General features: G+C 51.2%; 18 protein-coding genes and 1 pseudogene. 15 read left to right on the plus strand and 4 right to left on the minus strand.

Features of this window, described 5'->3' with window-relative positions:
- Together HMPREF1508_RS09885 and HMPREF1508_RS10150 are read left to right on the plus strand one after the other, a co-directional pair.
- Positions 1 to 487 (plus strand): annotated as a pseudogene (locus tag HMPREF1508_RS09885) (IS256 family transposase); the annotation flags it as partial.
- A gap of 247 nt (positions 488 to 734) precedes the next feature.
- On the plus strand, positions 735 to 1,358 hold the full coding sequence (locus HMPREF1508_RS10150; protein ID WP_198015558.1) for a hypothetical protein: 624 nt from the start codon (positions 735 to 737) through the stop codon (positions 1,356 to 1,358).
- 916 nt (positions 1,359 to 2,274) lie between these two features.
- Here HMPREF1508_RS10150 and HMPREF1508_RS10630 read toward each other — a convergent pair.
- A complete protein-coding gene (locus HMPREF1508_RS10630; RefSeq protein ID WP_278244577.1) occupies positions 2,275 to 2,400 on the minus strand; it encodes a hypothetical protein in 126 nt (41 codons plus the stop codon).
- A gap of 687 nt (positions 2,401 to 3,087) precedes the next feature.
- Between HMPREF1508_RS10630 and lon the strand changes: the two genes are divergently transcribed.
- Positions 3,088 to 5,376 carry an endopeptidase La gene (gene lon, locus HMPREF1508_RS03710; RefSeq protein WP_044959508.1) on the plus strand — a complete coding sequence of 763 codons (2,289 nt, stop codon included), beginning with the start codon at positions 3,088 to 3,090 and terminating at the stop codon, positions 5,374 to 5,376.
- Between the two features lie 332 nt (positions 5,377 to 5,708).
- A complete protein-coding gene (locus HMPREF1508_RS03715) occupies positions 5,709 to 7,307 on the plus strand; it encodes a DUF438 domain-containing protein (RefSeq protein ID WP_044959511.1) in 1,599 nt (532 codons plus the stop codon).
- A gap of 9 nt (positions 7,308 to 7,316) precedes the next feature.
- Here the strand turns inward: HMPREF1508_RS03715 and HMPREF1508_RS03720 are convergent, their stop codons facing one another.
- A complete protein-coding gene (locus tag HMPREF1508_RS03720; protein ID WP_044959513.1) occupies positions 7,317 to 8,186 on the minus strand; it encodes a LysR family transcriptional regulator in 870 nt (289 codons plus the stop codon).
- A 252-nt stretch (positions 8,187 to 8,438) separates the two neighbouring features.
- On the opposite strand from HMPREF1508_RS03720, the gene HMPREF1508_RS03725 reads away from it, so the two are divergent.
- The 7 genes from HMPREF1508_RS03725 (at position 8,439) to HMPREF1508_RS03755 (ending at position 15,919) form a co-directional block, all read left to right on the plus strand.
- Positions 8,439 to 9,710, plus strand: coding sequence for an SLC13 family permease (locus HMPREF1508_RS03725; protein WP_044959515.1), 1,272 nt, complete (start codon positions 8,439 to 8,441; stop codon positions 9,708 to 9,710).
- A gap of 133 nt (positions 9,711 to 9,843) precedes the next feature.
- A complete protein-coding gene (gene ttdA / locus HMPREF1508_RS03730) occupies positions 9,844 to 10,752 on the plus strand; it encodes a L(+)-tartrate dehydratase subunit alpha (RefSeq protein WP_044959596.1) in 909 nt (302 codons plus the stop codon).
- Positions 10,753 to 10,772: 20 nt separating this feature from the next.
- Entirely contained in the window at positions 10,773 to 11,402 is a 630-nt protein-coding gene (gene ttdB, locus HMPREF1508_RS03735; RefSeq protein ID WP_044959517.1) for a L(+)-tartrate dehydratase subunit beta, read from the plus strand.
- Between the two features lie 225 nt (positions 11,403 to 11,627).
- Positions 11,628 to 12,359: an HAD family hydrolase gene (locus tag HMPREF1508_RS03740; RefSeq protein ID WP_198015559.1), complete on the plus strand. Its 732-nt coding sequence runs from the start codon at positions 11,628 to 11,630 to the stop codon at positions 12,357 to 12,359.
- Positions 12,360 to 12,447: 88 nt separating this feature from the next.
- Positions 12,448 to 13,581: a tryptophan--tRNA ligase gene (gene trpS, locus HMPREF1508_RS03745; RefSeq protein ID WP_044959520.1), complete on the plus strand. Its 1,134-nt coding sequence runs from the start codon at positions 12,448 to 12,450 to the stop codon at positions 13,579 to 13,581.
- Between the two features lie 156 nt (positions 13,582 to 13,737).
- Positions 13,738 to 15,249 carry a Y-family DNA polymerase gene (locus HMPREF1508_RS03750; RefSeq protein WP_044959522.1) on the plus strand — a complete coding sequence of 504 codons (1,512 nt, stop codon included), beginning with the start codon at positions 13,738 to 13,740 and terminating at the stop codon, positions 15,247 to 15,249.
- Between the two features lie 151 nt (positions 15,250 to 15,400).
- Positions 15,401 to 15,919, plus strand: a complete 519-nt coding sequence (locus tag HMPREF1508_RS03755; protein ID WP_156923173.1) for a hypothetical protein — start codon at positions 15,401 to 15,403, stop codon at positions 15,917 to 15,919.
- 184 nt (positions 15,920 to 16,103) lie between these two features.
- Here HMPREF1508_RS03755 and HMPREF1508_RS03760 read toward each other — a convergent pair whose 3' ends face one another.
- Positions 16,104 to 17,006 (minus strand): hypothetical protein, encoded by a 903-nt coding sequence (locus HMPREF1508_RS03760; protein WP_044959524.1) that lies wholly within the window; start codon positions 17,004 to 17,006, stop codon positions 16,104 to 16,106.
- Positions 17,007 to 17,245: 239 nt separating this feature from the next.
- A complete protein-coding gene (locus HMPREF1508_RS03765; protein WP_044959526.1) occupies positions 17,246 to 17,914 on the minus strand; it encodes an alpha/beta fold hydrolase in 669 nt (222 codons plus the stop codon).
- A gap of 145 nt (positions 17,915 to 18,059) precedes the next feature.
- On the opposite strand from HMPREF1508_RS03765, the gene HMPREF1508_RS10705 reads away from it, so the two are divergent.
- From HMPREF1508_RS10705 to HMPREF1508_RS03785, 4 genes are all read left to right on the plus strand, one after another.
- Complete coding sequence (locus tag HMPREF1508_RS10705) at positions 18,060 to 18,827, plus strand: uracil-DNA glycosylase family protein (RefSeq protein WP_049906878.1); 768 nt, start codon at positions 18,060 to 18,062, stop codon at positions 18,825 to 18,827.
- Positions 18,828 to 18,998: 171 nt separating this feature from the next.
- A complete protein-coding gene (gene pepF, locus HMPREF1508_RS03775) occupies positions 18,999 to 20,804 on the plus strand; it encodes an oligoendopeptidase F (protein WP_044959527.1) in 1,806 nt (601 codons plus the stop codon).
- Positions 20,805 to 20,925: 121 nt separating this feature from the next.
- Complete coding sequence (locus tag HMPREF1508_RS03780; protein WP_084640234.1) at positions 20,926 to 21,951, plus strand: tRNA dihydrouridine synthase; 1,026 nt, start codon at positions 20,926 to 20,928, stop codon at positions 21,949 to 21,951.
- A 161-nt stretch (positions 21,952 to 22,112) separates the two neighbouring features.
- Entirely contained in the window at positions 22,113 to 23,360 is a 1,248-nt protein-coding gene (locus HMPREF1508_RS03785) for an ATP-binding protein (protein WP_044959528.1), read from the plus strand.
- Positions 23,361 to 23,525 lie beyond the last annotated feature (165 nt).

Genomic DNA, 23,525 nt, shown 5'->3' on the forward strand with positions numbered 1-23,525 from the left:
TTTGTATACTGGACCCATAAGCATCAAGAGTTTTTAAGCCAGATGACCATCGATGAGAACGGAAAGAAAAGGCCCACGCACGAGAGGCTTTTAAAAGCAGAAAGATCACTATTAAAGCTGATCAGAGAGAACACCATCTTTACCTATCTCGATGATGATTTGAAGCGAGACTTTTACCCCTCCATCTATGAATAATCGTATTGAGGGAGGCGTTAATTCTAGGCTAAGAGAGATGCTGAGAAACCATAGAGGACTTTCAATTGAGAGACGAATAAAAGCGGTTTACTGGTGGTGTTACATGCACTCATCAGAACCGCTTTCCTTGTCTGAAATATTAAATATAATGCCCACTGACAAGAGCATAGCTGCCATATACAAAAAGATGAGTGAGAAGCAAAAACTAGAAAAAAATCTTTCGATATGGGGAGATGCTATTGTTTGGAGTGACTTTCATAAGGTGGACAGATTCTATGATCAATGGGATTAGCCATCAACACGTTTTGTCCTATAACCCGTTTTTTATCTTTATGATAAAACAGTATATGTTCATGAGCTTATCGTTTTAATTATACTATTGTGTTTCAGATATAACCAGTCTATTCATTCTCCCCGATATATATTATCATATTCTTATAAATACATCCTTTTTATGCTGACAAAGGGGGGTGAATCCAATGGATATATTTTTCTATTTTGGAACTCATCAATTTTTTCTCAGAAAGGATAATTTTATCATGAAAAAGATCATATCATTGGTTTTGGTTTCTGCAATACTGATATTTTCTTCACTTCCAGTATTGGCAGCTCCAAACGAATTTAACAACACAACAGATTCCCATTTTTCCAACATATCAGCCGTCATTACAGATGACATTACCGGTGAAACAATTATTATTTCGCCCCAAAAAATTTCCAATCATATTTCTATAAATGACGGTAATAGTATAACTGAAGAAGCGACTGCCACTTTCACTTTACCAACACCTGGAATTATACCTTTTTATTCTGATACATCGATCACTGAAACCGATGTTGAAGCAACTGTTAAAATTAACTACGATCGATCTGGTAGAAAAATTCGAGTCAACGGCGTCAGTGGTAGTTGGGTTCCATCCCTTAGCCTAATTAATATTTCTAATAGAGAAGTTCATTATGGCGATGGAGCCCCCTTCTCACACAGTGCACACAAGTACCCAACCTCTAATTACTTTAGCTATACTACTGGCTGGGGTTGGGTAAATTGGTATCCCGCTTCTCAAGATGCCATGACCGGTGCCAGAGCATTTACATCTGCCACCGTTTCAGTTACGGGGATGACGCCACACACAATAGAAGTTTTTGTAACAGCAACAAAATAATCAATAAGGTGATATTATGCTTTTCAAATATTCTTCACTATGCTCAAATATTAACTCGGAAAGGAAAAATTGCATTATAGACATTCTTAGTCAAAACCATATTGACTACAAAATAAAGGCTAAAATGCCATTTCGGATGCATTCATTTAACTCATCTAAAATAGCTGGCATAGGCAGAACATCTAAAAGTTATGATGTTCGATATACAATAATGGTTCAAAAGGATGATCTTGAATTTGCACTTAAACTAATAAAATGAGCATATCAAGAGATTGAGGGATCCTTTCGAGGACCATCAATCTCTTTTCTATCGTTCCAAACCTCTTTTTTTCGTTTTTTGCTTTGATTGCACAATTGACTTGTAAATTTCCGGCAATTTTTCCTTAATAATCTCTTTTAGCTTATGAACCAGTTCCTCCAGACCTACGATCCTTTCTTTCAAACTTTGATTTTCCTTCCGGAGATGACTATTCTCCATCTGCAACTTTATGCTAGGTCTATCCTGCTCTACTTCAGCTATTTTTATTTTAAGCTGTCTGTTAGCTTCTGCATAGACCTGCTCTGCCTTTGCTTCTGCAGCATCAGCCCTCTGATCTGATTTTTTACCCTGGCTAAAGCTCGATCACGCTCTGCAGAAATCTGATCGACTTTCATTGCGGTACGCTTCACAGCTTCAAAATCCTTATAAGGCACTCCTTTCAACCCGCCTAAGATCGTTTTCTCACCCTTAACATCTTCAACCTCTTTTGCCGTTAATACCTCTTTTCGATCACCTCGAGCTGCTCATCTTTCAACATAGTAGCCTGCCCCGCCCTCTACCCCTATTATAGAAAGGGGCGTAATGTATCAATGAAGTAATTAGGAGTTATAGGACAAAACGTGTTGATAAATCCCGAAATTTAACATGCAGAGCCTGCTAAGAGATGCTGTCGGCAAATTCATGAACCACGCCTGGATCACTGCTGTGAAGGGCATAGCAGTAGGCGGCCCCCTCGTGGAGGAAGTAGAGCATGGTATCATTGTCGTAGATCAGCAGGTGCATGGAAATTCCGGATTTCGACTGGTAGTCTTCTCGCCTGGGCTGCCTGGGAGACAGGAAAAGATCGTCAAAGGAAGCTGTATCAGGCGGTTTCGAACATCGGCGGGCAGTTCTCTGGCAGGAAGAGTAACCGTGAGAATATAATTGCTCTGGAAGGATCCCTGCTGGTTGGCGGTCTGGTAGAAGAGACAAAAACCATCCGAGAGCTCTTTCGTCCAGCCCTTGCCAGGTGGAAGGCAGCTGCAGGAGGAGAGGATGCAGGCAGCTGCGAGGAGCAAGGGGAGAAGTTTCTTCATAGACCATCACCTCCAAAGGGAAAGTTCAGTTTTTATACAAAACAGATACACTGTCTATTAACTTAAAGATTAATAAGAGATAATATCTCATACTTTTATAATAAATCGAAGTTACTATTCAATTATAGAAAATAGAGAAAAAACATAAGGATATAAACTGATAAAAGAGATATATTGTTCAAAATTACCAAATTTCGAATTGAACAAGTCATTTTGCAGAAAAGTAGGACTCGAGACAAAGAACGCTCTTGACTTGTTTTTTCCAAGGGCGTATGATGGAGCAATAAATTAGCAACAGGACAGATCGAGTGCTGATTATATTTTGAACAATAGAAATAGAATTAAATCACCTCACATATCGGAGTACCGGATCTGTGAGAGATAGGAGAATAGAATGACAGTTGTTCCAGTATATAATATCGTCCTGGTGCCGGATGCCAACATGTACCTGCGCACCGAGACCTATCAGAATATGACCGGCAAATCTCCTAAGATCGGGGAGCGGGTGATGATGATCGCCCTGAGGGAGAGAAAGACCCGGGACCAGTTTGCGGAGGATTCCTTCTACCCTATCGGGGTGACCGGAGAGGTGATTGAGCACAGCCCGGAGAACGGTTTTCTGGTGATCCACACCGGCGAGCGCCGCAATCTGGACCAGGTGACCGTCTACAGCGATCACAGCATTGAACTGGGGGTCAGTAGGCGGGAAGCGATCGATGATCTTGATCCGGAGCTGGAGAAGGAACATCTGATGAAGCTCAAGCAGGAGATGATTCGCGCCGCGGCCGGCCAGCCCTGGGAGAGCGGAATCCGCACCTATCTGGCGCAGATCAATAGTATGAATGAGGCCATCGCCATGATGAGCCCCTGGATTATGGAGGGGGCTAAGGAGCGCTATGAGCTCCTGGCAGCCGACTCCAACCGGGAACGCATGGAGCTGGCGGAGAAGATCGCCTACCAGAATGTGGAGATGAACCGGATCAACACCGAGGCGAAAAATGCCCAGGAGGAGGACTATCAGAAGCTTTACCGGGAGCAGGCCATCAAGAAGCAGATCGACTATCTGCAGAAGGAGCTGGATCAGATGCACCCGGACAGTGTGTCTGATCTTCGCCGCCTGGAGCTTGCCATTGATCGGTCCGGAATGCAGGGAGATGCCCAAAAGGAGGCGAAAAAGGTCTTAAATCGCCTGAAGCAGGAGGGACAGAACTCTCAGGAATCCGGTATGCTCTATGATTACCTGGATTTTGTTACTTCGCTCTCGTGGAAGAGGGAGAAGGCGGCTGACATTGACCTGAACAAGGCGAGAAGGATTCTGGACGAGGATCACTATGGCCTAAAGAAGGTCAAGGAGCGTATCATCCAGCAGATCGCGGTCATGAACCTAAAGAAGCAGCAGGCCGGTTCGATCCTTCTCTTTGTCGGCGCTCCCGGGACCGGTAAGACCTCCATCGGCAAATCGATCGCCAGGGCGCTGGATCGGGAATATGTGCGTGTCTCTCTGGGAGGGGTTCGCGATGAGGCGGATATCCGCGGTCACAGGAGAACTTATCTGGGAGCCATGCCGGGCCGCATTATGGACGGGATCAGCAAGTCCGGCGTCTCCAATCCGGTCATGGTCTTAGATGAGATTGACAAGCTGGGCCAGTCCTACAACGGAGACCCCGCCAGCGCTCTTTTGGAGGTGCTGGATCCGGAGCAGAACAATACCTTCACCGACCATTACATGAATGTCCCCTATGACCTGTCGGACGTCTTCTTCATCTGCACAGCCAACTCCCTTGATACGATTCCGGGTCCCCTCTTAAACCGCATGGAAGTGATCTCTTTTCAGGGCTATACGCCCATCGAGAAGTACGCGATTGCCAGAGAGCATCTCTTCGCCAAGAGCCTGGATAAGGTGGGACTGAGCTGCGACCAGATTTCGATCAGTGACGATGCCATCCATGCTCTGATTGAGGACTATACCAGAGAGGGGGGCGTCCGCGGTCTCAAGAAGCATATGGATACCATATGCCGGGCGGCGGCGGTCAGGCATCTGGAGGAGCCGGATCAGCTGGTTGAGGTGACGGGAGAGAATCTGCCTGATTTTCTGGACATGAACCCCATGATTCATAACAGGGTCAGGGATTCGGCCAATCCAGGCGTTATTACAGGCCTGGCCTGGACACCGGTGGGCGGAACCATTCTCTACATTGAGACCATGTTTACCAAGGGCAGCGGCAAGGTACAGGTGACCGGGCAGCTTGGGGACGTTATGAAGGAGTCCGCCCAGATCGCCGTCAGCCTGGTCAAAAACCTCTATCCCAAGCAGTCCAGGCTCTTTGAGGAAAATGATCTTCACATTCATGTTCCCGACGGAGCGACGCCAAAGGATGGTCCCTCCGCAGGTATTACCCTGGTGACGGCCCTGTCTTCTCTTTTGACCGGAAGATCAGTCTCTCCCCACTATGCTATGACAGGGGAGGTATCTCTGCAGGGGAATGTCAATCCGATCGGAGGACTGCCGGAGAAGCTGATGGCAGCCCAAAGGGCGGGTGTGGAAACGGTCTTTATCCCCAGGGATAATGAGCAGGACCTGCGTGATGTGGCCGATGAGGTCAAAGACCAGCTTCAGATCATTCCTGTGGAGAAGATCTCGGATGTGCTCAGACAGCTGGATCTGCTCGTGGAATCCGCTTGACTGATATGATCTTTCACAGGGGATTTATCGTTATAAAGAGACAGGAAAGCATGTGTTAAGCATGCTTTTTCCTGTCATGAATCAGAATGCTGCGGCAGGGCGGATGCGCTCGGGCCGCGGCATTTTTACGGATATGGAGTGCCATGGAGGGCATATGCTACGGTTTGCGATAGTGGAATCCGCTTGGATCATGTAGGATGGAGCAAATAGTTGTATAAAAATTATAATCGTTGGAGTTACAACAGAAATAGAAAATCTGCCAGGCTATGATTGGACCGTCAACAGAAAGTAACCACGAACGAATCAAGAGAGAAGAGCCGGGAGGTGTGCATATGGTTCGCGTATTGGATTTCAACAAGAAGGTGGCTGATCTGGCAAAAGAGGATCCGGATTTTATTGAGATCATGGAAGATTTAGGCTTTAAGGAGATCACCTCTCCGACGGCCCTAAAGCTGATGGGGAAGGTGATGACGGTGCCCAAGGGGGCGGCAGTCAAGGGGATTCCCCTGGAGCGGATTGTAAACCGCTTTGAAGAGGCCGGATTTCGTGTGATCGGCCTGCCGGAGACTTTCTCGAGAGAGCGGGAAAAGGGGAAAGAGTCAGCCAGCCAAAAAGCCGCGGATCCCGGGGACAAGCGTCGCGGGGATCAGGTCTCAGAGGAAGCGCAGACTGTGTCCGGTCCGGCCGCCGACGGGAAGATGCCCGAAGAGCGGAAAGAAGAGGAGAGGGTCAGCCTCCTCAAGGACTATATCAGTCGTGTGGGACAGGGAGAGGATCTGGAGTCAGTCCGCAGAGATTTCATCCGGAATTTTGAGTCCGTCTCTGTCCACGAGATCGCGGAGGCGGAGCAGTCACTGATCAGTGACGGGATGGATCCCAGAGAGGTACAGAAGCTCTGTGATCTCCACTCCGCCCTCTTCCACGGCAAGACCGAGGCGGAGGTCTGGGCGGAAGAGGAGGCTAAGAGCGCTGAGGCCGGACATGAAATCCCTCAGGGACATCCGGTGGACTACTTCCACAGGGAGAACGCCGCCCTGGAGAAGAAGCTCAAGAGGGCCAGGCTGGATCTGGGCTTCGGGACAGATTTAAAGAAGATCCAGGAGGAGCTGGCCGACTTAAAGCGGGTGCGCGTCCTCTATGGCAAAAAGGAAGAATCCATCATGCCCCCGCTGGAGCGCTACGGTATCTCCGGCCCCAGCAACGTCATGTGGGGAGTGGACGATGAGATCAAGGCGGAGCTGGGGCGTCTGTCTTCTTCTCTGGCCTCCGCTCTGGAAAATGACCGCGCCCAGGCCATGTTTGATGCCGTCAAAGAGGACATTGCCGCTGTCTACCAGCGCATGGAGGAAATGATCTACAAGGAGGAGAAGATCCTTCTGCCCATGGCTATGGAGCACTTCACCCGGGAGGAATGGCTTCTGGTCTATGAAGATCTCTTTGAAATGGGGCCGGTTTTCATTGATTCCATCCCCCACTGGGAGGAGGGAGACAGGCTCTTGGAGGAGAAGAGAGCCGCTGCCAGAGCCTCGATTGACTCTGAGGGTATGATTACGTTCGAGCAGGGAAAGATGTCTCTTGCCCAGCTGCAGGCCATGTTCGACCTGCTTCCCATTGACATCACCTTCATCGACGCCGATGATGTCAATCAGTTCTTCTCGAACCAGGGCAAGGTTTTTGCCAGACCCAGGTCTGCTCTGGGCCGCAAGGTCTATGACTGCCATCCGGTCCGCATCCGCCCCGTTGTCGAGCAGCTGATCAGTGAGTTCAAGGAGGGAAGCAGAGACTCCTATGAGCGCTGGATTCCAAACCCTCTCAAGCCGGTCAAGATCCAGTACCTGGCAGTCCGTGACCGGGAGGGCAAATTCCTGGGGACCCTGGAGCTGGTCCAGGATTTTACCAAGATCAAGAAGGAACTCAGACATTTTCGCTGAGTGGGCGGACTAGAGCTGATATGTTTTCGCGAATTCAATAAAACGGTTCACGCTGTCTCTCACATAGACCCCTTTTTTCCATATGATTCCTATCCTGCTTGTGATTTCAGGCTCGATAGGAATTTTTATGATGTCGTCACAGGCGAGGGGGACAGAGGAGTAGAAGAAGGCCCCGGCAATGTCTTCCAGGATGTATTTTCTGGCAGTGCTGATCTGACTGCTGTACATGATGATATTGGGGGTTATCTCCGCGGCGTGAAAGCGGGACATGATCGTGCGGTTTTGTACGGAGTCGGTATTGAAGAGAATACTGGGCTGGTCTGCCAACATTTCAAAAGTAATCGAGTCTTTTTTGGCCAGAGCATTTGTTTTGGAGACGCAGTATACATGACTGTCCGTCTTCATGACCTGGTAATGAAATTTGTCCACGTTATAAAAATCGAGATTGGCGATGGCGAGGTCTAATTCCTCGCTCTCAACCATTTTGCAGGCACGAACAGAACCGTATTCGAAGAGCTGCAGGGGAATACGCGTTTTCTCCTGAAAGGCAAGCATGATCTCTGGGAAAAAGACCGTACTCAGGATTGGCGGGATCCCCAGCCGGATGGATTCATTTCCTCTTGCGGTCAGAGAAAACTCAGAATAGAGGTCCTGACTGTAGTGCAGGAGATGGTCGGCCTTTTTGTAGAAGGCCTCGCCCTCGGGAGTGAGAGCGAGCTGATTTTTCCCGTGATTAAAGAGGCGGATATGAAATTCGTTTTCCAGATTTCGGATCGCGACAGAAATGGTCGGCTGGGAGACGTAGAGCTCATTTGCGGCTCTGGTGATACTGTGATAACGGCACACAGCGCAGAAATATGCCAGTTGATTTAAGGTCATGTCAGGGCTCCTGTTCTCCGGTATAGGAAAGAGCTTGTCTTGGCCCGGATTGCGCAAGTGGCAGCTGGGTCTTATAGACAGTATAGCCTGTTTTTTATGAGGTGTGCACAAATTTCACGCTCTGTTTTTGACAACATTAAATTTCTTTATACCAGGCTCATTTTAATCAAATATGCAAATGAATATACACGGCTTATGATGGGACCATCAAAGAGCTTTTGAGGTATCAAACAGGTTTCAGGGAGGGGATCTATGAGTCCAGCAGTTATTACGCTACTTTTTTTGGCCTTTGCGATCATCATGTTTGTCACAGAAGTCATCCCGCTCGGGCTGACGTCGATGATCGTATGCATCGGCCTTACGGTGACGGGCGTCCTCGATGTAAAAACCGCTTTTTCGGGTTTTATCGACAGCAACGTGATTTTGTTTGTGGCGATGTTCATTGTCGGAGGCGCTCTGTTCGAGACGGGAATGGCAAATGCCATCGGAGGGGTGGTCACAAAGTTCGCCAGGACAGAGAGAAGCTTGATCGTCGCAATTATGGTGATTGTCGGCCTGATGAGCGGTTTTCTCTCCAATACAGGAACAGCCGCCATCCTGATACCGGTCGTGATCGGAATTGCCGCGAAATCCGGCTTTAAGAGGTCCAGGCTTCTGATGCCCCTGGTCTTTGCGGCGGCCATGGGAGGCAATCTTTCGCTGATCGGGGCGCCGGGAAATATGATCGCCCAGAGCGTTCTCGAGAAATCACTGGGCACAAAATTCGGCTTTTTCGAGTACGCGATCGCGGGGATTCCGATTCTTGCGGCGGGAATTATCTTCTACGCGACCATCGGTTACAAGCTCCTGCCGAATCATGATGTGACGGATGAGGGGTCGCTGTTTGATGACAAGAAGGATTTTGACCATGTCCCCAAGTGGAAGAAGGTCCTGTCTCTGGTTATTTTGCTCGCGACCCTGCTCGGAATGATATTTGAGGATCAGATTGGGATTAAACTCTGTATTACGGGCTGCATCGGGGCGATTCTTCTGATGGTAACGAGAGTGATTTCCGAGAAGGACGCATTGAAATCCATTGATCTGAAGACGATTTTCCTCTTCGGCGGCACCCTGTCCCTTGCGTCCGCCCTTCAGAAAAGCGGAGCCGGCGAGATGCTGGCGGACCGCGTGATCGGCCTTTTGGGATCCAATCCCTCGCCCTATCTGCTCACCTTTGTCGTCTTCATCATCTGCTGCGCGCTGACCAATTTCATGTCCAATACGGCCACAACTGCCCTGATGGCTCCGATTTGTCTCTCCATCGCCCAGGGGATGGGGGCGGATCCGAAGGCCGTACTGATGGCGTGCGTCATCGGCGGTTCCTGCGCGTACGCGACGCCGATCGGAATGCCGGCGAATACGATGGTCCTAGGCGCGGGTGGATACCGCTTTAACGATTATGTGAAGGCAGGACTTCCGCTGATTGCGATTGCGACGGTGGTCAGCATGATTATTCTTCCGATCGCCTTCCCCTTCTTCCCGTGAGAAGAGGCGCGAAGACGGATTTGTGAGAAGGGCCGTGAAGAGAGAGTGCGGTTGACAACAGGATGACCTTATGGATGACATGCGGGAGACGGTTTATGGCATCCGAGTGATTTTCAATACAGAGGAGGAAAAAATGTCGAATGAATTACAGGTTAGAAAATTGACTGATATCATGGCGCAGTTTGTGGGCTTCACCGCCAAGAAATTGCCGGACGATGTGATCGCCAAGCTTGAGGAGCTTCGGGACAAGGAAGACAGTCCGATGGCAAGGGTGATTTACGACACCATGTTTCGGAATCAGGAGCTCGCGGTGGCTTTAGACAGGCCATCCTGTCAGGACACGGGCGTTCTTCAGTTCTGGGTGAAATGCGGAAGCAAGTTTCCTCTGATCGACGAGCTGGAAGGGCTTTTGAAGCAGGCCGTCATCCAGGCGACGGTCAATACCCCCCTTCGTCATAACTCAGTGGAGACCTTTGACGAGTATAATACCGGGAAAAATGTAGGAAAGGGGACGCCGACCGTGTGGTGGGACATTGTACCCTATTCTGATCAGTGCGAAATATACACCTATATGGCGGGGGGCGGCTGTACGCTCCCGGGAAACGCGACGGTTCTGATGCCCGGAGAAGGATACGAGGGCGTCACCAGATTCGTTCTTGACCGGATGACCTCCTATGGTCTGAATGCTTGCCCGCCGCTTTTGGTTGGCGTTGGTGTTGCGACATCTGTCGAGACGGCGGCGATGAACTCCAAGAAGGCCCTGATGCGCCCGATCGGCACCCACAATGATAACGCGAACGCAGCCAAGATGGAGAGACTTCTGGAAGACGGCATTAACGCGATCGGCCTTGGACCCCAGGGAATGGGAGGAAATTATTCTGTGATGGGTGTGAACATTGAAAATACAGCCCGTCATCCGTCCGCGATCGGAGTGGCCGTCAATGTGGGATGCTGGAGCCATAGGAGAGGTCACATTGTCTTTGACAGAGATCTGAATTTCTCAATTGATACGCATACGGGATTTGAATACAGAGAGAATTGATCAGAAAGGAGAACAGGATCATGGCTGTTGAAATAAGAGATGGGAAAAAGATTCTTCGGACTCCGGTCAGCGCGGAAGACCTGAAGGACATTCATATCGGCGATATTATTTATCTCACAGGCGATCTCACGACCTGCAGGGATGTGGCTCACCGCCGTGTCGTAGAAGAGGGAAGAGAGATTCCGGTAGATGTCCGGGACGCCGCGATTCTTCATGCCGGACCTATCATTCGTCCCCTGGACGAAGACCATTACCAGATGGTATCGGTGGGACCGACGACTTCAATGCGGATGGAGAAGTTCGAGTATGAATTTGTAAAGAGGACCGGTGTCCGCGTCATTCTGGGAAAGGGAGGAATGAAAGAGAACACGCAGAGGGCCTGTGAGGAATTCGGAGCGGTTCACTGTGTCTTTCCCGCGGGGAACGCGGTTGTCGCGGCGACGGAGGTTGAGGAAATCGTGGAGGCTCAGTGGAAGGATCTTGGCATGCCGGAGACGCTCTGGCACTGTCATGTCAGGGAGTTTGGTCCCCTGATTGTATCCATTGATTCCTATGGAAGGAATTACTTTGAAGAGAAGAAGGTGGAGTATAACAGGAAGAAGGATGACCAGGTCGCCCTCATCAGCAAGCAGGTTGGCTTCATAAAGTGACGGGCAGAGGTTGGATTGTCGCCGGCCTGTGAGCGGGAGAAAAGAGGCCCCTTTCGGGGAGAGGAAAAGAGACCATCAGCTGTGAAATACGAAGACAGCCATCACAAATCGCGCGCCTGCTTTTGCGCGCGGGAGAATATGATGGCTCCATTCGTTTTTTCACAGCTTCTTGCGTTATAATGGCAGGGATTCATTGCGATGCAGTCATGAATGAAGGGAGAGGCCATGCGAGATCGCGCCGTATTTTTCGACCTGGATGATACCCTGTATGATTTTGGCGTCTGTAATCAGGCGGCAGAAGAAGCCTCTGTGGCATATTTGAGGGAGCAGCTGGGCTATCAGGGGGACAGGAGAGCCTATCATAAGAGCATTTACCGCTATATGGACGCCATCCAGGAGCGCCTGGGCAGCGATAATCTGGCCTGCCATTCCAGGACCTTGAGAAACGCCATGTTTTTAGAGGAAGAGGGGTATCCCGCCAGTCCACACGCCGGACGTCTGGAGGAGATCTACTGGGAGGTGACCTTCCGATATTTAGCGCCGGAGCCGGGGATCATTGGGCTTCTAAAGGAGCTGAAGAAGGCGGGTATCTATGTGGGGATCGGGACGAATCTGACCGCCTTTCCCCAGTACCAGAAAATCGCCCGTCTGGGTCTGTCCGACCTGATCAGCCAGATCATTCCGTCGGAGCTGGCCGGCTTTGAGAAGCCGTCAGCAGGGTTCTTTGCCTACTGTGCTAAGGAGGCGGATGTGGATCCCAAGGACTGCGTCTTCATTGGGGACAATTTTCTTCATGATGTGACGGGGTCCCGGGCTCTTGGAATGAAGGGAGTTCTCTATGCGCCGGATCGCAGGTCCATGTCAGAGGAGGTGACCGAGCAGGTGGCCAGAGAGCGGATTCCCGTCATCAGGGATTATCGGGATCCGATGGTCCTGGAGCTGCTGGAGATCTCCTGATACCATACCGGACTTGAACACAGATTTCTCTGGCGAGAATGGAAAGAAAATGCTAGTATATAGAACATAGATTCGATAGGAGAGAGCGATGTTAGCGAAAGACAGCGAGAAGAAAATCATCCTGACCGGGGACAGACCGACCGGGAAGCTTCACCTGGGTCACTATGTGGGATCTCTGCAGCGGAGGGTCGAGCTGCAGAATTCCGGCGCCTTTGATCAGATTTATATTCTGATCGCCGATGACCAGGCCCTGACAGACAACTGGGACAATCCCCAGAAGATCCGGGATAATATCATCGAGGTGACGCTGGATTATCTGTCCATTGGAATTGATCCGGACAAGTCCAATATCTGTGTGCAGTCCGGGATCCCCGCCCTGCATGCTTTGACCTTCTATTATATGAATCTGGTTACCACCCAGCGCCTGTCCAGGAATCCGACGGTCAAGGCGGAGATGGGGATGCGGGGCTTCTCCTCCGCGGAGGGGGAGAATGATAATGCCCAGGGCCTGCCGGTCGGTTTCTTTACCTACCCCGTCTCTCAGGCGGCGGATATCACTGCCTTTAAGGCGACGACAGTCCCGGTCGGTGAGGATCAGGAACCCATGATCGAGCAGACCAGAGAGATTGTCCGCCGCTTCAATCAGACCTATCAGAGAGATGTCCTGGTAGAGCCGGATATTCTTCTCCCGGAGACGGAGGCCCAGCGCCGCCTGCCCGGGATCGACGGCAAGGCCAAGATGTCCAAGTCCCTCGGTAACTGTATCTATCTGTCGGATGACGCGGGAACCGTCAAGAAGAAGATTATGAGCATGTACACCGATCCGGAGCATGTGAACATCGAGGATCCCGGTCACATTGAGGGAAACATGGTATTTACCTATCTGGACGCCTTCTGCCATGACGACCACTTTGCGGAGTATCTGCCCGACTATAAGAATCTGCAGGAGATGAAAGACCACTATGCCAGGGGCGGACTGGGAGACGTCAAGTGCAAGAAGTTTCTGATCAAGGTGATGGAGGAGCGCCTGGCTCCCATCCGCGCTGAGCGCGCCAGATGGGAAGCGGACATTCCCGCGGTCTATGACATCCTGGCCCGGGGCACGGCCAATGCAGTCGCATGCACCAATGAGACCCTGGCCCAGGTGAGGGATGCCATGCGGATCAATTACTTTGATGACAGGTTGATCATTCAGGACTGGGAGAAGTGGATTCGGCAGTGATTTATGACAATTGAATATGCGCGGAGCGCCTATTCAATTGTATGATAAGCGGACAAGAGGAAAAGAGAAGAAAGAGGGCGGCCGAAGGTCGCCCTCTTCTGATCCATGGATCATTGGCGGATAAGGTTGGCAGGAGTTGTTAAGAGGGGAAAAGAGATGTCAGAAGGACAGGAGCACACCTACATCGCGATCGACCTGAAGAGCTTCTATGCCTCTGTGGAGTGCTGGGAGCGGGGGCTGGATCCTCTGACGACGAATCTGGTGGTCGCAGATCTCTGCCGCAGCCAAAAGACCATCTGCCTTGCGGTTTCCCCCTCCCTCAAGGCCTGTGGCATCGCCGGCAGGGCCAGACTTTTTGAAGTGATACAGGCGGTAGAGCAGGTCAACGCGGCCAGACGCCACGCGATCGGCGGCAGAGCCTTCGAGGGGAGTTCCTGTCTGGCCCCGGAGCTCGCGGCCAATCCGGGACTGGAGCTGGATTATATTGTAGCCAGGCCGCAGATGAGACGGTATGAGGAGGTCTCTGCCGATATTTATCAGATTTATCTGAACTACCTGGCGGCGGAGGATATTCATGTCTATTCCATCGACGAGGTCTTTTTAGATGTGACCCATTATCTGAGGGCCTATGGGCTGACGGCGCATCAGCTGGCGACGAAAATCATCCGGAATGTTCTTGTAAAGACGGGAATTACGGCGACGGCAGGCATTGCTCCTAACATGTATCTCTGCAAGGTGGCTATGGACATTGTGGCCAAGCACGTGCCCGCGGATGGGGACGGGGTTCGGGTCGCCGAATTGGATGAGCTCAGTTACCGGCGCATGCTCTGGAATCACACTCCTCTCACAGATTTCTGGAGGATTGGGAGGGGGACGGCGCGCAGGCTGGCCTCCATGGGCATTTACACCCAGGGAGACATCGCCCGCCTCTCCCTGTCTGATGAGGACGTATTATTTCGGGCTTTTGGCGTCAATGCGGAGTATCTGATCGACCATGCCTGGGGCAGGGAGCCGGTCACCATCGCGGATTACCGCGCCTATCATCCCAAGAGCAAGTCCCTGGGAATCGGGCAGGTTCTCCAGGAGGCGACATCGAATGAAAGGGCCCGCGTTCTGCTGCGGGAGATGTGTGACAGTCTGGTCTTAGACCTGATCGGCAGGAAATGCCTGACGGATCAGATAGTTCTGACGGTGGGCTATGACCGCAGCAATCTGGAGTCCTCTTCCATCAGGGGCCGCTATCGGGGAGAGGTTCAGACGGATTTTTATGGGCGCAAGGTGCCTAAGTCCGCCCACGCTTCCAGCTGTCTGCCCCGTCATACGTCCTCTCAGCGCCTGATCAGTCGTTACCTCTTAGACCTGTATGATCAGATCACAGATCCCGGACTCTTGATACGCAGGCTGACTTTGGAGGCGGCCCACATCCTGCCGGAGGGGCAGGAGAGGCAGATGGAGTATGAGCAGCTGGAGCTTTTCACGGGTATGGGAAGCGAAGAGGACAGGAGGGATACGGGCAGGGAAGAGGAGGCAAGGGAAAAGAAAGCGCAGGAGGCGGTTCTTGCCCTAAAAAAACGCTTTGGCAAGAATGCCGTTCTGCGGGGGACAGATCTGCAGGAAGGAGCCAACGCAAGAGAGCGCAATGCGCAGATCGGGGGACACCGGGCTTAAAGCGCAGAGTCGGCCTCCTCCACGGATCCAACAGCAGATCCCAAACCCCGCCGGGCTGAAAGGACAAGGGCCCGTCAGGAGATGACAAGAGAAGGAACAGGGGATATAGGCCCAAAAATAAGAGCAAATTCTGACAAGAGAGGGGATGGAGATGGTAAGAGAAGGAGCAGGGGACAGTGGTCCAAAAATAAGAGCAAATTCCGGGAAGTCCCGCTGCCACACCGATGGGATTGATCCCCTGGAATCTGAGATGAGAGAAGATCAGATTGTCCTGGAGAAATATGGAGATATCATTCACACGGACTGGAAGGGGGTGCGCAGACATCCACATGCGGACTACAGAATCCGGGCGGCGCAATTCGCCCCCTTTTCCGCCTTGTCAGGCTATGATGATGAGCTTGCCAGGACAGCCCGTCCGGTAGAAGAGAAGACGGATCTGACAGAGAGTGCCCGTCTGGAGCTGGATCAGAAGCTCCGTATGATCCTGGAAAGCCCGGGACAGGAAGAGATAGAAATCGAATATTTCCAGGCAGATCCCTGTAAGAAGGGAGGAACATATCGGAAATACCGGGGGTATCTGAAGGAATTGGATTTGAATGAAAGAAGCCTCTGCATGGAGGATGGTCTGCGGATTTCCATGGGTGAAATTCGACGAGTAGAGATCTTATAATCGGTGAAAATCCGATTGGCGGCCGGATTTCACTAATTCAAAAAGGAGCCGTCGCACGAATGTGTGGCGGCCCCCTGGCAAGTGAGAATTCTGTAAAGGTAAAATTGTCTCAAATTATGGCGAGTGGAGATTTATGGCAAGCGAAGATTCTGGAAGGGAAAAATCCATCTGATCCTGTCAATCCTTATCTCCCCACAAACTGCCGGATGATACTCAGAAGCAGACCTGCCGCTGCCAGTCCGCCCTCAGGCACAGCCCGTATGGAGAGGACAGTCAGGAAGCTGCGAAGTCCCATAGCCAGACCGGCATGGGTACCGGCCTGCATGAGGTTGGCCAGGTAGAGAGAAGCCGTGGGGGTCAGAATCAGAGCGATCAGCAGAATGGTGAAGGGGAAGGCGCCGCGCCCGCAGTCCAGGCGGGTTTTAACGCCATCAACCGTGAACCTTCTGCGGGAGAGGATCCACAGAGCCAGAAGAATCCCGATGATGGGGGTGATCAGGGTGGCGAGGCGGAAGACGTTAAGTCCTGTGGGAGAGTCCTTCAGTGTCTCTGAGACAGTCGAGATATTCTGCACAGCGGACAGGACAAAGAGAGCGACAATGCCAAGCATGGCGAGAACGGACAGGTACTGAAGGAAACGTCCGAATTTGCGAACTCCCTTGGAGGGAAGCTCCGCGGCGGTCAAGCCCTTTTCGGGGGGACGACCGTCTGAGAGATCCTCATTTGAGCTATCCTCCCTGCTTGCTCTGCCCTCGGGAAATGACTCGGCAATCTGTGAGACCGCCTCTGATACAGAGGTGTGCTTAGAGGGGGCGTCACGCCAGATGTCATGTGATTCCGGGTGATCCTCCAGCCACTCCTGAGCGAAGTCATCTCTGCTGTAAATGGTATTGCCGTGCTTGCGCATGTGGCTGACCATCTTGGACATGAGCTTGTCCAGATCCTGATCATCGTCATCGGGTGCTGCGGTCAGCACCTCAGTGATCTCATAGACATGGGGGGCTGTCTCATGAAAGTGAATTTCCGCCACAGAAATGCCGTCGTTATCAGCCCGAACAATTTTATTCTTACCAATCGCGTATAACATAGTTACCTCTGTATCATCTCCATCGTCTGAAATATCCAAAACATTATAACATGACGGCAGTTAAAACCATACGCTTTTCTCCCTCTGCGTTGATTGCCTTGTATCTCTTCTTGCCTTGACTGTGGTTGATGGTTACGGAAGAGGGAAAAGCATTTCCGGAATGGGGGACACTCTAAGGGGGATATAAAAGAGGAGAAAAGATTGCCGGCCACCGACCGAAAGATATTGGCTGACAGAGGTCAGAATGAATCCGGATTTAAGAATTTGCGCAGGATGGGTCCCAGCTTGTCGGAGTGGAGGACATAAGAGGAGTGGGTTTCCCGGGGCAGGATCATAAGCTGAGAATCGGGAATCCATTCGGCGATCCTTCTGGTCTCCGCGGGAAGAATCAGATCCATGGAGCCGGCCAAAACAAGGGTGGGGCAGGATATCTTCTCTAAATCGGCTCTCGTAATATGAGGCTCGGTCAGCATAAGGGTCTGCAGGGGATCCCCGGTTTTTTTGGCAAGCCGTCTGATATGCTGGCGGACAAAGAAGCTCACGCCCCTGGGTGAGAGATTGGCTCCGCTGATCATGAGACTGGAGACCAGGTCGGGGTGTTGAGAGGCAACGAGCAGAGCGATGATGCCGCCGTCAGAGAAACCATAGATGGCGGGCTTTTTTATTTCTAAGGCCTGAATCAGGCCGACAACATCGTCCGCCATATCCTGGTAGTGGAATTCCGCCGGCTTTGCGGAGAGGCCCTGTCCCCGGGAGTCCATGGCGTAGACGGTGTAGTCCAGTTCCAGGTCGGCGGTCAGAACGTCAAATTCTCCGTGGCTTCCTCCGTTGCCGTGCAGGAGGAGAATGGGGTCTCCCTGCCCGCTCTTCTCGTAATAGAGAACCTGGTTTTTCAGCTGAATGTACATTTGATCTCCTCCTGAATTGCTCTTCTCATTCTACCACAGGATCCGGGTTTGACAGGATTTCCGATCGAAAATATAATTTGCCTGGCACACAAGGGATTGGCCCTGTCCAGGGGCGGATTCCTCTAAAAGCAAAAAAGGAGCAGCATTGGAATACAGCCATGTCACACATGAGGATTTTGGCCCGGAATATGACGAGAAGTCCCGGATTCTGATTCTGGGATCGGTTCCCTCCGTCAAGTCCAGGGAGCTAGCTTTTTATTACGGGCACCCACAGAATCGTTTCTGGAGGGTGCTCTATCTTCTGAAGAAGCGGGGATGCTTAGAGACCCAAACGTCGTCAGAGCAGGGAAAGGAAACGGAGCAGAGAGCGGAGGACACAGGAAACGAGGATACAGGGAAGAAAGTAAAGGCAGGAGTGAAAATGGCAGAGGGCGCCAGAGAGAGGGATAAAGGCGCAGGAAAGAAAGCGGAAGTGGCGACTGCTCCCCCTGTGTCCTGGGCCAGGAGCGCTGACCAGGAGGCTTCTCTGCGCGAGACTTTTCCGGATTTTCCCTGGAGCAGGGAGGAGAAGAGGCATTTTCTGCATACCAATCGAATCGCCGCCTGGGATACAATTTCTGAGTGCGATATCAAGGGATCATCGGATGCTTCTATTAAAAATGTCATCCCATCGGATATCCCCATGCTGCTTGCGGCATGCCCGATTCGCGTCATTCTCTGCAACGGGGCTTCCTCTTACCGCTATTTTCAGAAGTATCTGACCCCTCTTTTGGATGATTTCTACCGGGAGCGCCCCGGCAGCAGGCGGGTCCCTGTCCGTCAGGTCCCGTCGACCAGTCCGGCCAATGCGGCCTGGTCGCTTGAGGATCTGACGGGGACCTGGGAGCAGGCGATTGTCGAAAGCTTCCGATAAAAAGAGCAGATGGATAAAAGAATCAGATGACAGCCAAAAAGACCGGATAACAGCTAGAAGGATCGGATAGCAGCTAGAAAGACCGGATAAAGGCTAAAATGATCAGATGACAGCCAAATGAAGAAAGAGAACGAATCGCTTACATGCGGTTTGATTTTATGAGGAGGAAATATGAGTCAGACCTTACAGGAACGCAGAGATATGGATCCGCAATACATGTGGGATTTATCCTCCCTCTATGCCTCCGATGAGGACTGGGAGAAGGCCCTGCCGACGCTGGAGCCTATGGTCGAGGAGGCGGCCGCTTTTCAGGGAAAGCTGAAAGACGCAGGAAGTATACGGGCCTTCTATGACAAGAGCGAGAAGCTGGAGCTGCTCCTGTCTGACCTCTTTGAATACGCCATGCTCCGAAGGAGTGAAGACACCCGAGCGGCAGCCGGGCAGAAGATGTATGCCCTGATCTATGGCAAGTACGTCCGGGCCATGGCCAGGCTCTCCTTCGCGAAAGCCGAAATTCTCTCCCTGGAGGAAGAGAAACTGAGGGCAATCGTTGAAGATCCGGCTTTGGCTGACTACAGACAGGCCATGGAGGATCTTCTGGAGGAGAAGAGCCACACTCTGTCTGCGGATCAGGAGGAGCTTCTGGCTCAGTACGGAGAGGTCTTTGGAGCCCCCGCCAATATTTCAGAGAACCTGATGGACGCGGATATGGTATTCGAGGACGCCGTGGACGCTGCGGGAAAATCTCATCAGGTCAGCGGATCTTCCTACATCCGACTGCAGTCCTCCGCAGACCGTCTTCTTCGCAAAAATGCCTTCGATTCTCTTTACAAGGGCTATCGGCAGCATATCAATACACTGGCGTCTACCTATGCGACGGCGGTCAGGACTGCGGTGACGACTGCCAGGGTGCGTCATTATGCCTCCTCCCGTCGCATGGCCATGGAGGCCAATCATATCCCGGATCAGGTTTATCAGAATCTGATCGAGGCTGTTCGCCGCCACATGCCGGCCATGTATCGCTATGTCGCCCTGCGCAAACGCCTGCTGGGTCTGGAGGAGCTCCACTATTATGACCTCTATGCCCCGCTGGTCGGCGAGTCCGCCCAGTCTTACACCTATGAGCAGGCCAGGCGAATGGTTCTTGACGCGATCGCGCCCCTGGGAGAAGAATACAAAAGTGTCGTCAAAAGGGCCTTTGCCGACCGCTGGATTGATGTCTACCCCAATGCGGGCAAGCGGGGCGGAGCGTTTTCTGCGGGAACCTATCATTCCAAACCCTACATTCTGACCAACTTCAGCGGGACTCTGGACTCGGTATCAACGATTGCCCATGAGATGGGGCATTCTATGCACAGCTGGTACGCCAGGAGCCATCAGCCCGCTCACTACGCGGATTACACGCTCTTTGTGGCGGAGGTAGCTTCCACAGTCAATGAGAATCTGCTGATCGAGAACCTACTGGGCAAGACGAGTGATCTGAGAGAGAGGCTGGTTCTGCTCAACCAGTATTTGGAGAATTTCAAGGGAACCGTCTATCGGCAGACGATGTTCGCTGAATTCGAGAAGATTGTTCACGAGAAGGCAGAAGAAGGACAAGCACTAGACCCGGAGACTCTCAACCGGACCTACCTGGATTTGATTCGGGACTACTTCGGGGATGGACTTGTCATTGATGACGCGGTCAAATATGAGTGGGCAAGGATTCCTCATTTTTACCGTCCCTTCTATGTCTATGTCTACGCGACCGGCTATTCAAGCGCTGTTGCCCTGTCAGAGGGAATCAGAAGAGATGGTGTCCCCGCGGTGAGACGCTATCTGGATTTCCTGTCCATGGGATCTTCCAGGCATCCTCTGGATGAGCTGCGCCATGCGGGTGTTGATCTGGATACGCCTGCTCCTCTGGACCAGGCCCTGGAGAAATTTGAGACAGTTCTGGATCAGGCTGAGGAGATCGCGAGAGAACTGGGATTATAGGGGGAGAGCTTGGATTGCAGGAGGGAGGAATGTTTTTTGGAGGAGGGTCAAAGAACAGGAGTTTTCTGAAAGGATTTTTCAGGGGGAGCAGATTAGATGAGCTGGCTCGCCATTTTCTAGAATGGCGGAATGGATTTTCCAGGAGGGAGCAAATCGGATGAGAGAGGGGATCCAACTGGAGATGGCGCCCATGGAGGGACTGACGGGTTATGTCTTTCGAAATGCCCTGGCTAAGGACTTCCCGGGAGCGGATGTCTATTACACGCCATTTCTGGTTGTCAATCAGCATCATACCTTTAAAAGACGGGAAAGGCGGGATGTGGATCCGTGCAATCAGATCGGCCTGTCAGCGACCGGCAAGCCGCGCCTGGTTCCGCAGCTTATGGCCAGTGACCCGGACCTCTTTCTCTGGGGATGTCAGTATCTGTCGGATCTGGGATACGAGGAGGTCAATCTCAATGCCGGCTGCCCATCTCCTACAGTTACTGCCAAGAGGAAAGGCTGCGGGATGCTGGAGGACACGCTTAAGCTGAACCGGTTTTTCGACCGGGTCTTTGAAGGGCTGGAACGTCAGAGGATTCCAGTTCGGATTTCTGTCAAGACCCGCCTGGGGATGGAAGACGCGGGAGAAATGGAGGATCTGATGCGGGTCTACACGACGTATCCGATCGCCCGCCTGATGATTCACGCCAGGGTCGGCCGGGCTGCTTACTCCGGTATGCCTGATCAGGACAGCTTCTGCAAGGCCCTGGAGAAGAATAACCTTCCGGTCTCTTACAATGGAGACATATTGACACCGGAGGATGGAGAAAAGATCCTGGTCAGGGCAGAGGGCCATGATCCGCAGAGGCATTTTAACGGCCTGATGCTCGGAAGAGGGGTCCTGCGGGATCCGGCACTCTTTCGGAAAATGCGGGGAGGACCGCCCGCTGACCGGGCGGAGCTGGAGAATTTTGTGGGTGAGCTCTTTGAGGGATATGCCCAGGTTATGGATGGTTACGGCAATGCCCTTCATCGAATGAAGGAGCTCTGGAGCTATTTGACAGCTCATTTTTCGGAGGGAGACCGCTATCTGAAGAAAATCCGAAAGAGTAGGCGAAGAGAAGACTATGAGCAGGCGGTCAGAGAACTCTTTCGCGTTGGCTGAGCGCAGGGCCAGATTTTGGGTTGCGTTTGGATTGAGAGCCTTTTTCCTTTCAGCTTTTGAAGGCGCGTGCAGAACAAGTGAAATCTACAATAGACATTTACTCATGATCATGATATTATCTTCTAAAATCGTGTAATAACACGAAATAAGGAGAATGCACTGTGATCATACAAAGAGACCTTTACCTGAACAGGCTGATCGAAAGACAGCATAATGGGCTGATAAAAATCATAACTGGGATTCGTCGCTGTGGGAAGTCTTATCTCTTAAACGAGTTGTTTGTTGCGTATCTCAAGGATCAGGGAGTCCCTGCAGATCATATTATACAGATATCGATGGAAGGAGTAGGAAATCGACCATACCGAGATCCTGTTTATACCTATAAAACGATCAAGAAGAAGGTTCTAGATTCTTCCATGTATTATGTAATCATTGATGAAGTCCAGATGATGACGGATTTCACAGATGTCCTGAATGGCCTCATGCAGATCAGAAACGCGGATGTATATGTGACCGGAAGCAACTCTAAATTCCTTTCTTCCGACATCGCGACAGAATTCCGTGGGCGCGGAGACATGATCCAGGTTCATCCTTTACGGTTTGCAGAGTTTGTTACCGCCTATGAAGACAGACAGGAGGCATGGGATGATTACTTTTCTTATGGAGGAATGCCACTGGTTCTGTCCTATAAAAATGCCACAGGAAAAGAGGAATATCTTTCTGAACTGTTCGCAAGCACCTATGCTAAGGATATTGTAGAGAGAAATCATCTTCGCAACGCGGGGAACTTACAGGAGCTTGTCAATGTAATTGCGTCAGGAATCGGATCTTTTACGAATCCGACAAAATTGGAGAAAACGTTCTTAAGCGTCAAAAAAGAGGTGTTTCCGCATAACACCATCGACCATTATATCAACTGCCTGGAAGATGCGTTTATCGTTTCCAAGGCGCATAAGTACGATGTAAAGGGAAGGAAATACATCGGCACTCCTTATAAAATCTATTTTGAAGATGTCGGGCTTCGGAATGCCCAGCTGAATTTCCGGCAGATCGAAGAGAACCACATTATGGAAAATATCCTGTTCAATGAACTCCGCATCCGTGGATTCCGTGCCGATGTTGGCGTGGTGGAATGCTTCTCCAAGGATACGAACGGAAAGACGATCCGAAAGGATTATGAAGTGGATTTTGTGGTGAACCGTGGGAGTGAAAGGTACTACATTCAGTCTGCATACGAAATGGCTAGTCAGGGGAAAATAGAACAGGAAAAGAATTCACTGACACGAATTGGAGATTCCTTTAAGAAGATCATCGTTGTGAAGGGGTACATGAAGCCAAAAATTGATGAGGATGGGATCGTGAGGATCGGTCTGATCAACTTCCTGCTTGATGACCATATTATTGAATAAATCCAATTTATATGTGAACACACAAATAAAGAAGATAACTGGGCCGCAAGGAGAAGTGACAGGAAACGGAAAGGCGAAGCTGCAATTTTGAAATGTAAAAATAAAATTGTATCAAAGACGACCGCTACATAGAGGATGGCTGGATGCAGGCGGCTGAGTACGGGA

Origin of the sequence: Shuttleworthella sp. MSX8B, assembly GCF_000524295.1 — a bacterium.
GTDB lineage: Bacteria > Bacillota > Clostridia > Lachnospirales > Lachnospiraceae > Shuttleworthia > Shuttleworthia satelles.

Coding starts and splice junctions, on each gene's coding strand:
- HMPREF1508_RS10150 (WP_198015558.1), top strand. CDS start 735: ATGAAAAAGATCATATCATTGGTTTTGGTTTCTGCAATACTGATATTT.
- HMPREF1508_RS10630 (WP_278244577.1), bottom strand. CDS start 2,400: ATGCACCTGCTGATCTACGACAATGATACCATGCTCTACTTCCTCCAC.
- lon (WP_044959508.1), top strand. CDS start 3,088: ATGACAGTTGTTCCAGTATATAATATCGTCCTGGTGCCGGATGCCAAC.
- HMPREF1508_RS03715 (WP_044959511.1), top strand. CDS start 5,709: ATGGTTCGCGTATTGGATTTCAACAAGAAGGTGGCTGATCTGGCAAAA.
- HMPREF1508_RS03720 (WP_044959513.1), bottom strand. CDS start 8,186: ATGACCTTAAATCAACTGGCATATTTCTGCGCTGTGTGCCGTTATCAC.
- HMPREF1508_RS03725 (WP_044959515.1), top strand. CDS start 8,439: ATGAGTCCAGCAGTTATTACGCTACTTTTTTTGGCCTTTGCGATCATC.
- ttdA (WP_044959596.1), top strand. CDS start 9,844: ATGTCGAATGAATTACAGGTTAGAAAATTGACTGATATCATGGCGCAG.
- ttdB (WP_044959517.1), top strand. CDS start 10,773: ATGGCTGTTGAAATAAGAGATGGGAAAAAGATTCTTCGGACTCCGGTC.
- HMPREF1508_RS03740 (WP_198015559.1), top strand. CDS start 11,628: ATGCGAGATCGCGCCGTATTTTTCGACCTGGATGATACCCTGTATGAT.
- trpS (WP_044959520.1), top strand. CDS start 12,448: ATGTTAGCGAAAGACAGCGAGAAGAAAATCATCCTGACCGGGGACAGA.
- HMPREF1508_RS03750 (WP_044959522.1), top strand. CDS start 13,738: ATGTCAGAAGGACAGGAGCACACCTACATCGCGATCGACCTGAAGAGC.
- HMPREF1508_RS03755 (WP_156923173.1), top strand. CDS start 15,401: ATGGTAAGAGAAGGAGCAGGGGACAGTGGTCCAAAAATAAGAGCAAAT.
- HMPREF1508_RS03760 (WP_044959524.1), bottom strand. CDS start 17,006: ATGTTATACGCGATTGGTAAGAATAAAATTGTTCGGGCTGATAACGAC.
- HMPREF1508_RS03765 (WP_044959526.1), bottom strand. CDS start 17,914: ATGTACATTCAGCTGAAAAACCAGGTTCTCTATTACGAGAAGAGCGGG.
- pepF (WP_044959527.1), top strand. CDS start 18,999: ATGAGTCAGACCTTACAGGAACGCAGAGATATGGATCCGCAATACATG.
- HMPREF1508_RS03780 (WP_084640234.1), top strand. CDS start 20,926: ATGGCGGAATGGATTTTCCAGGAGGGAGCAAATCGGATGAGAGAGGGG.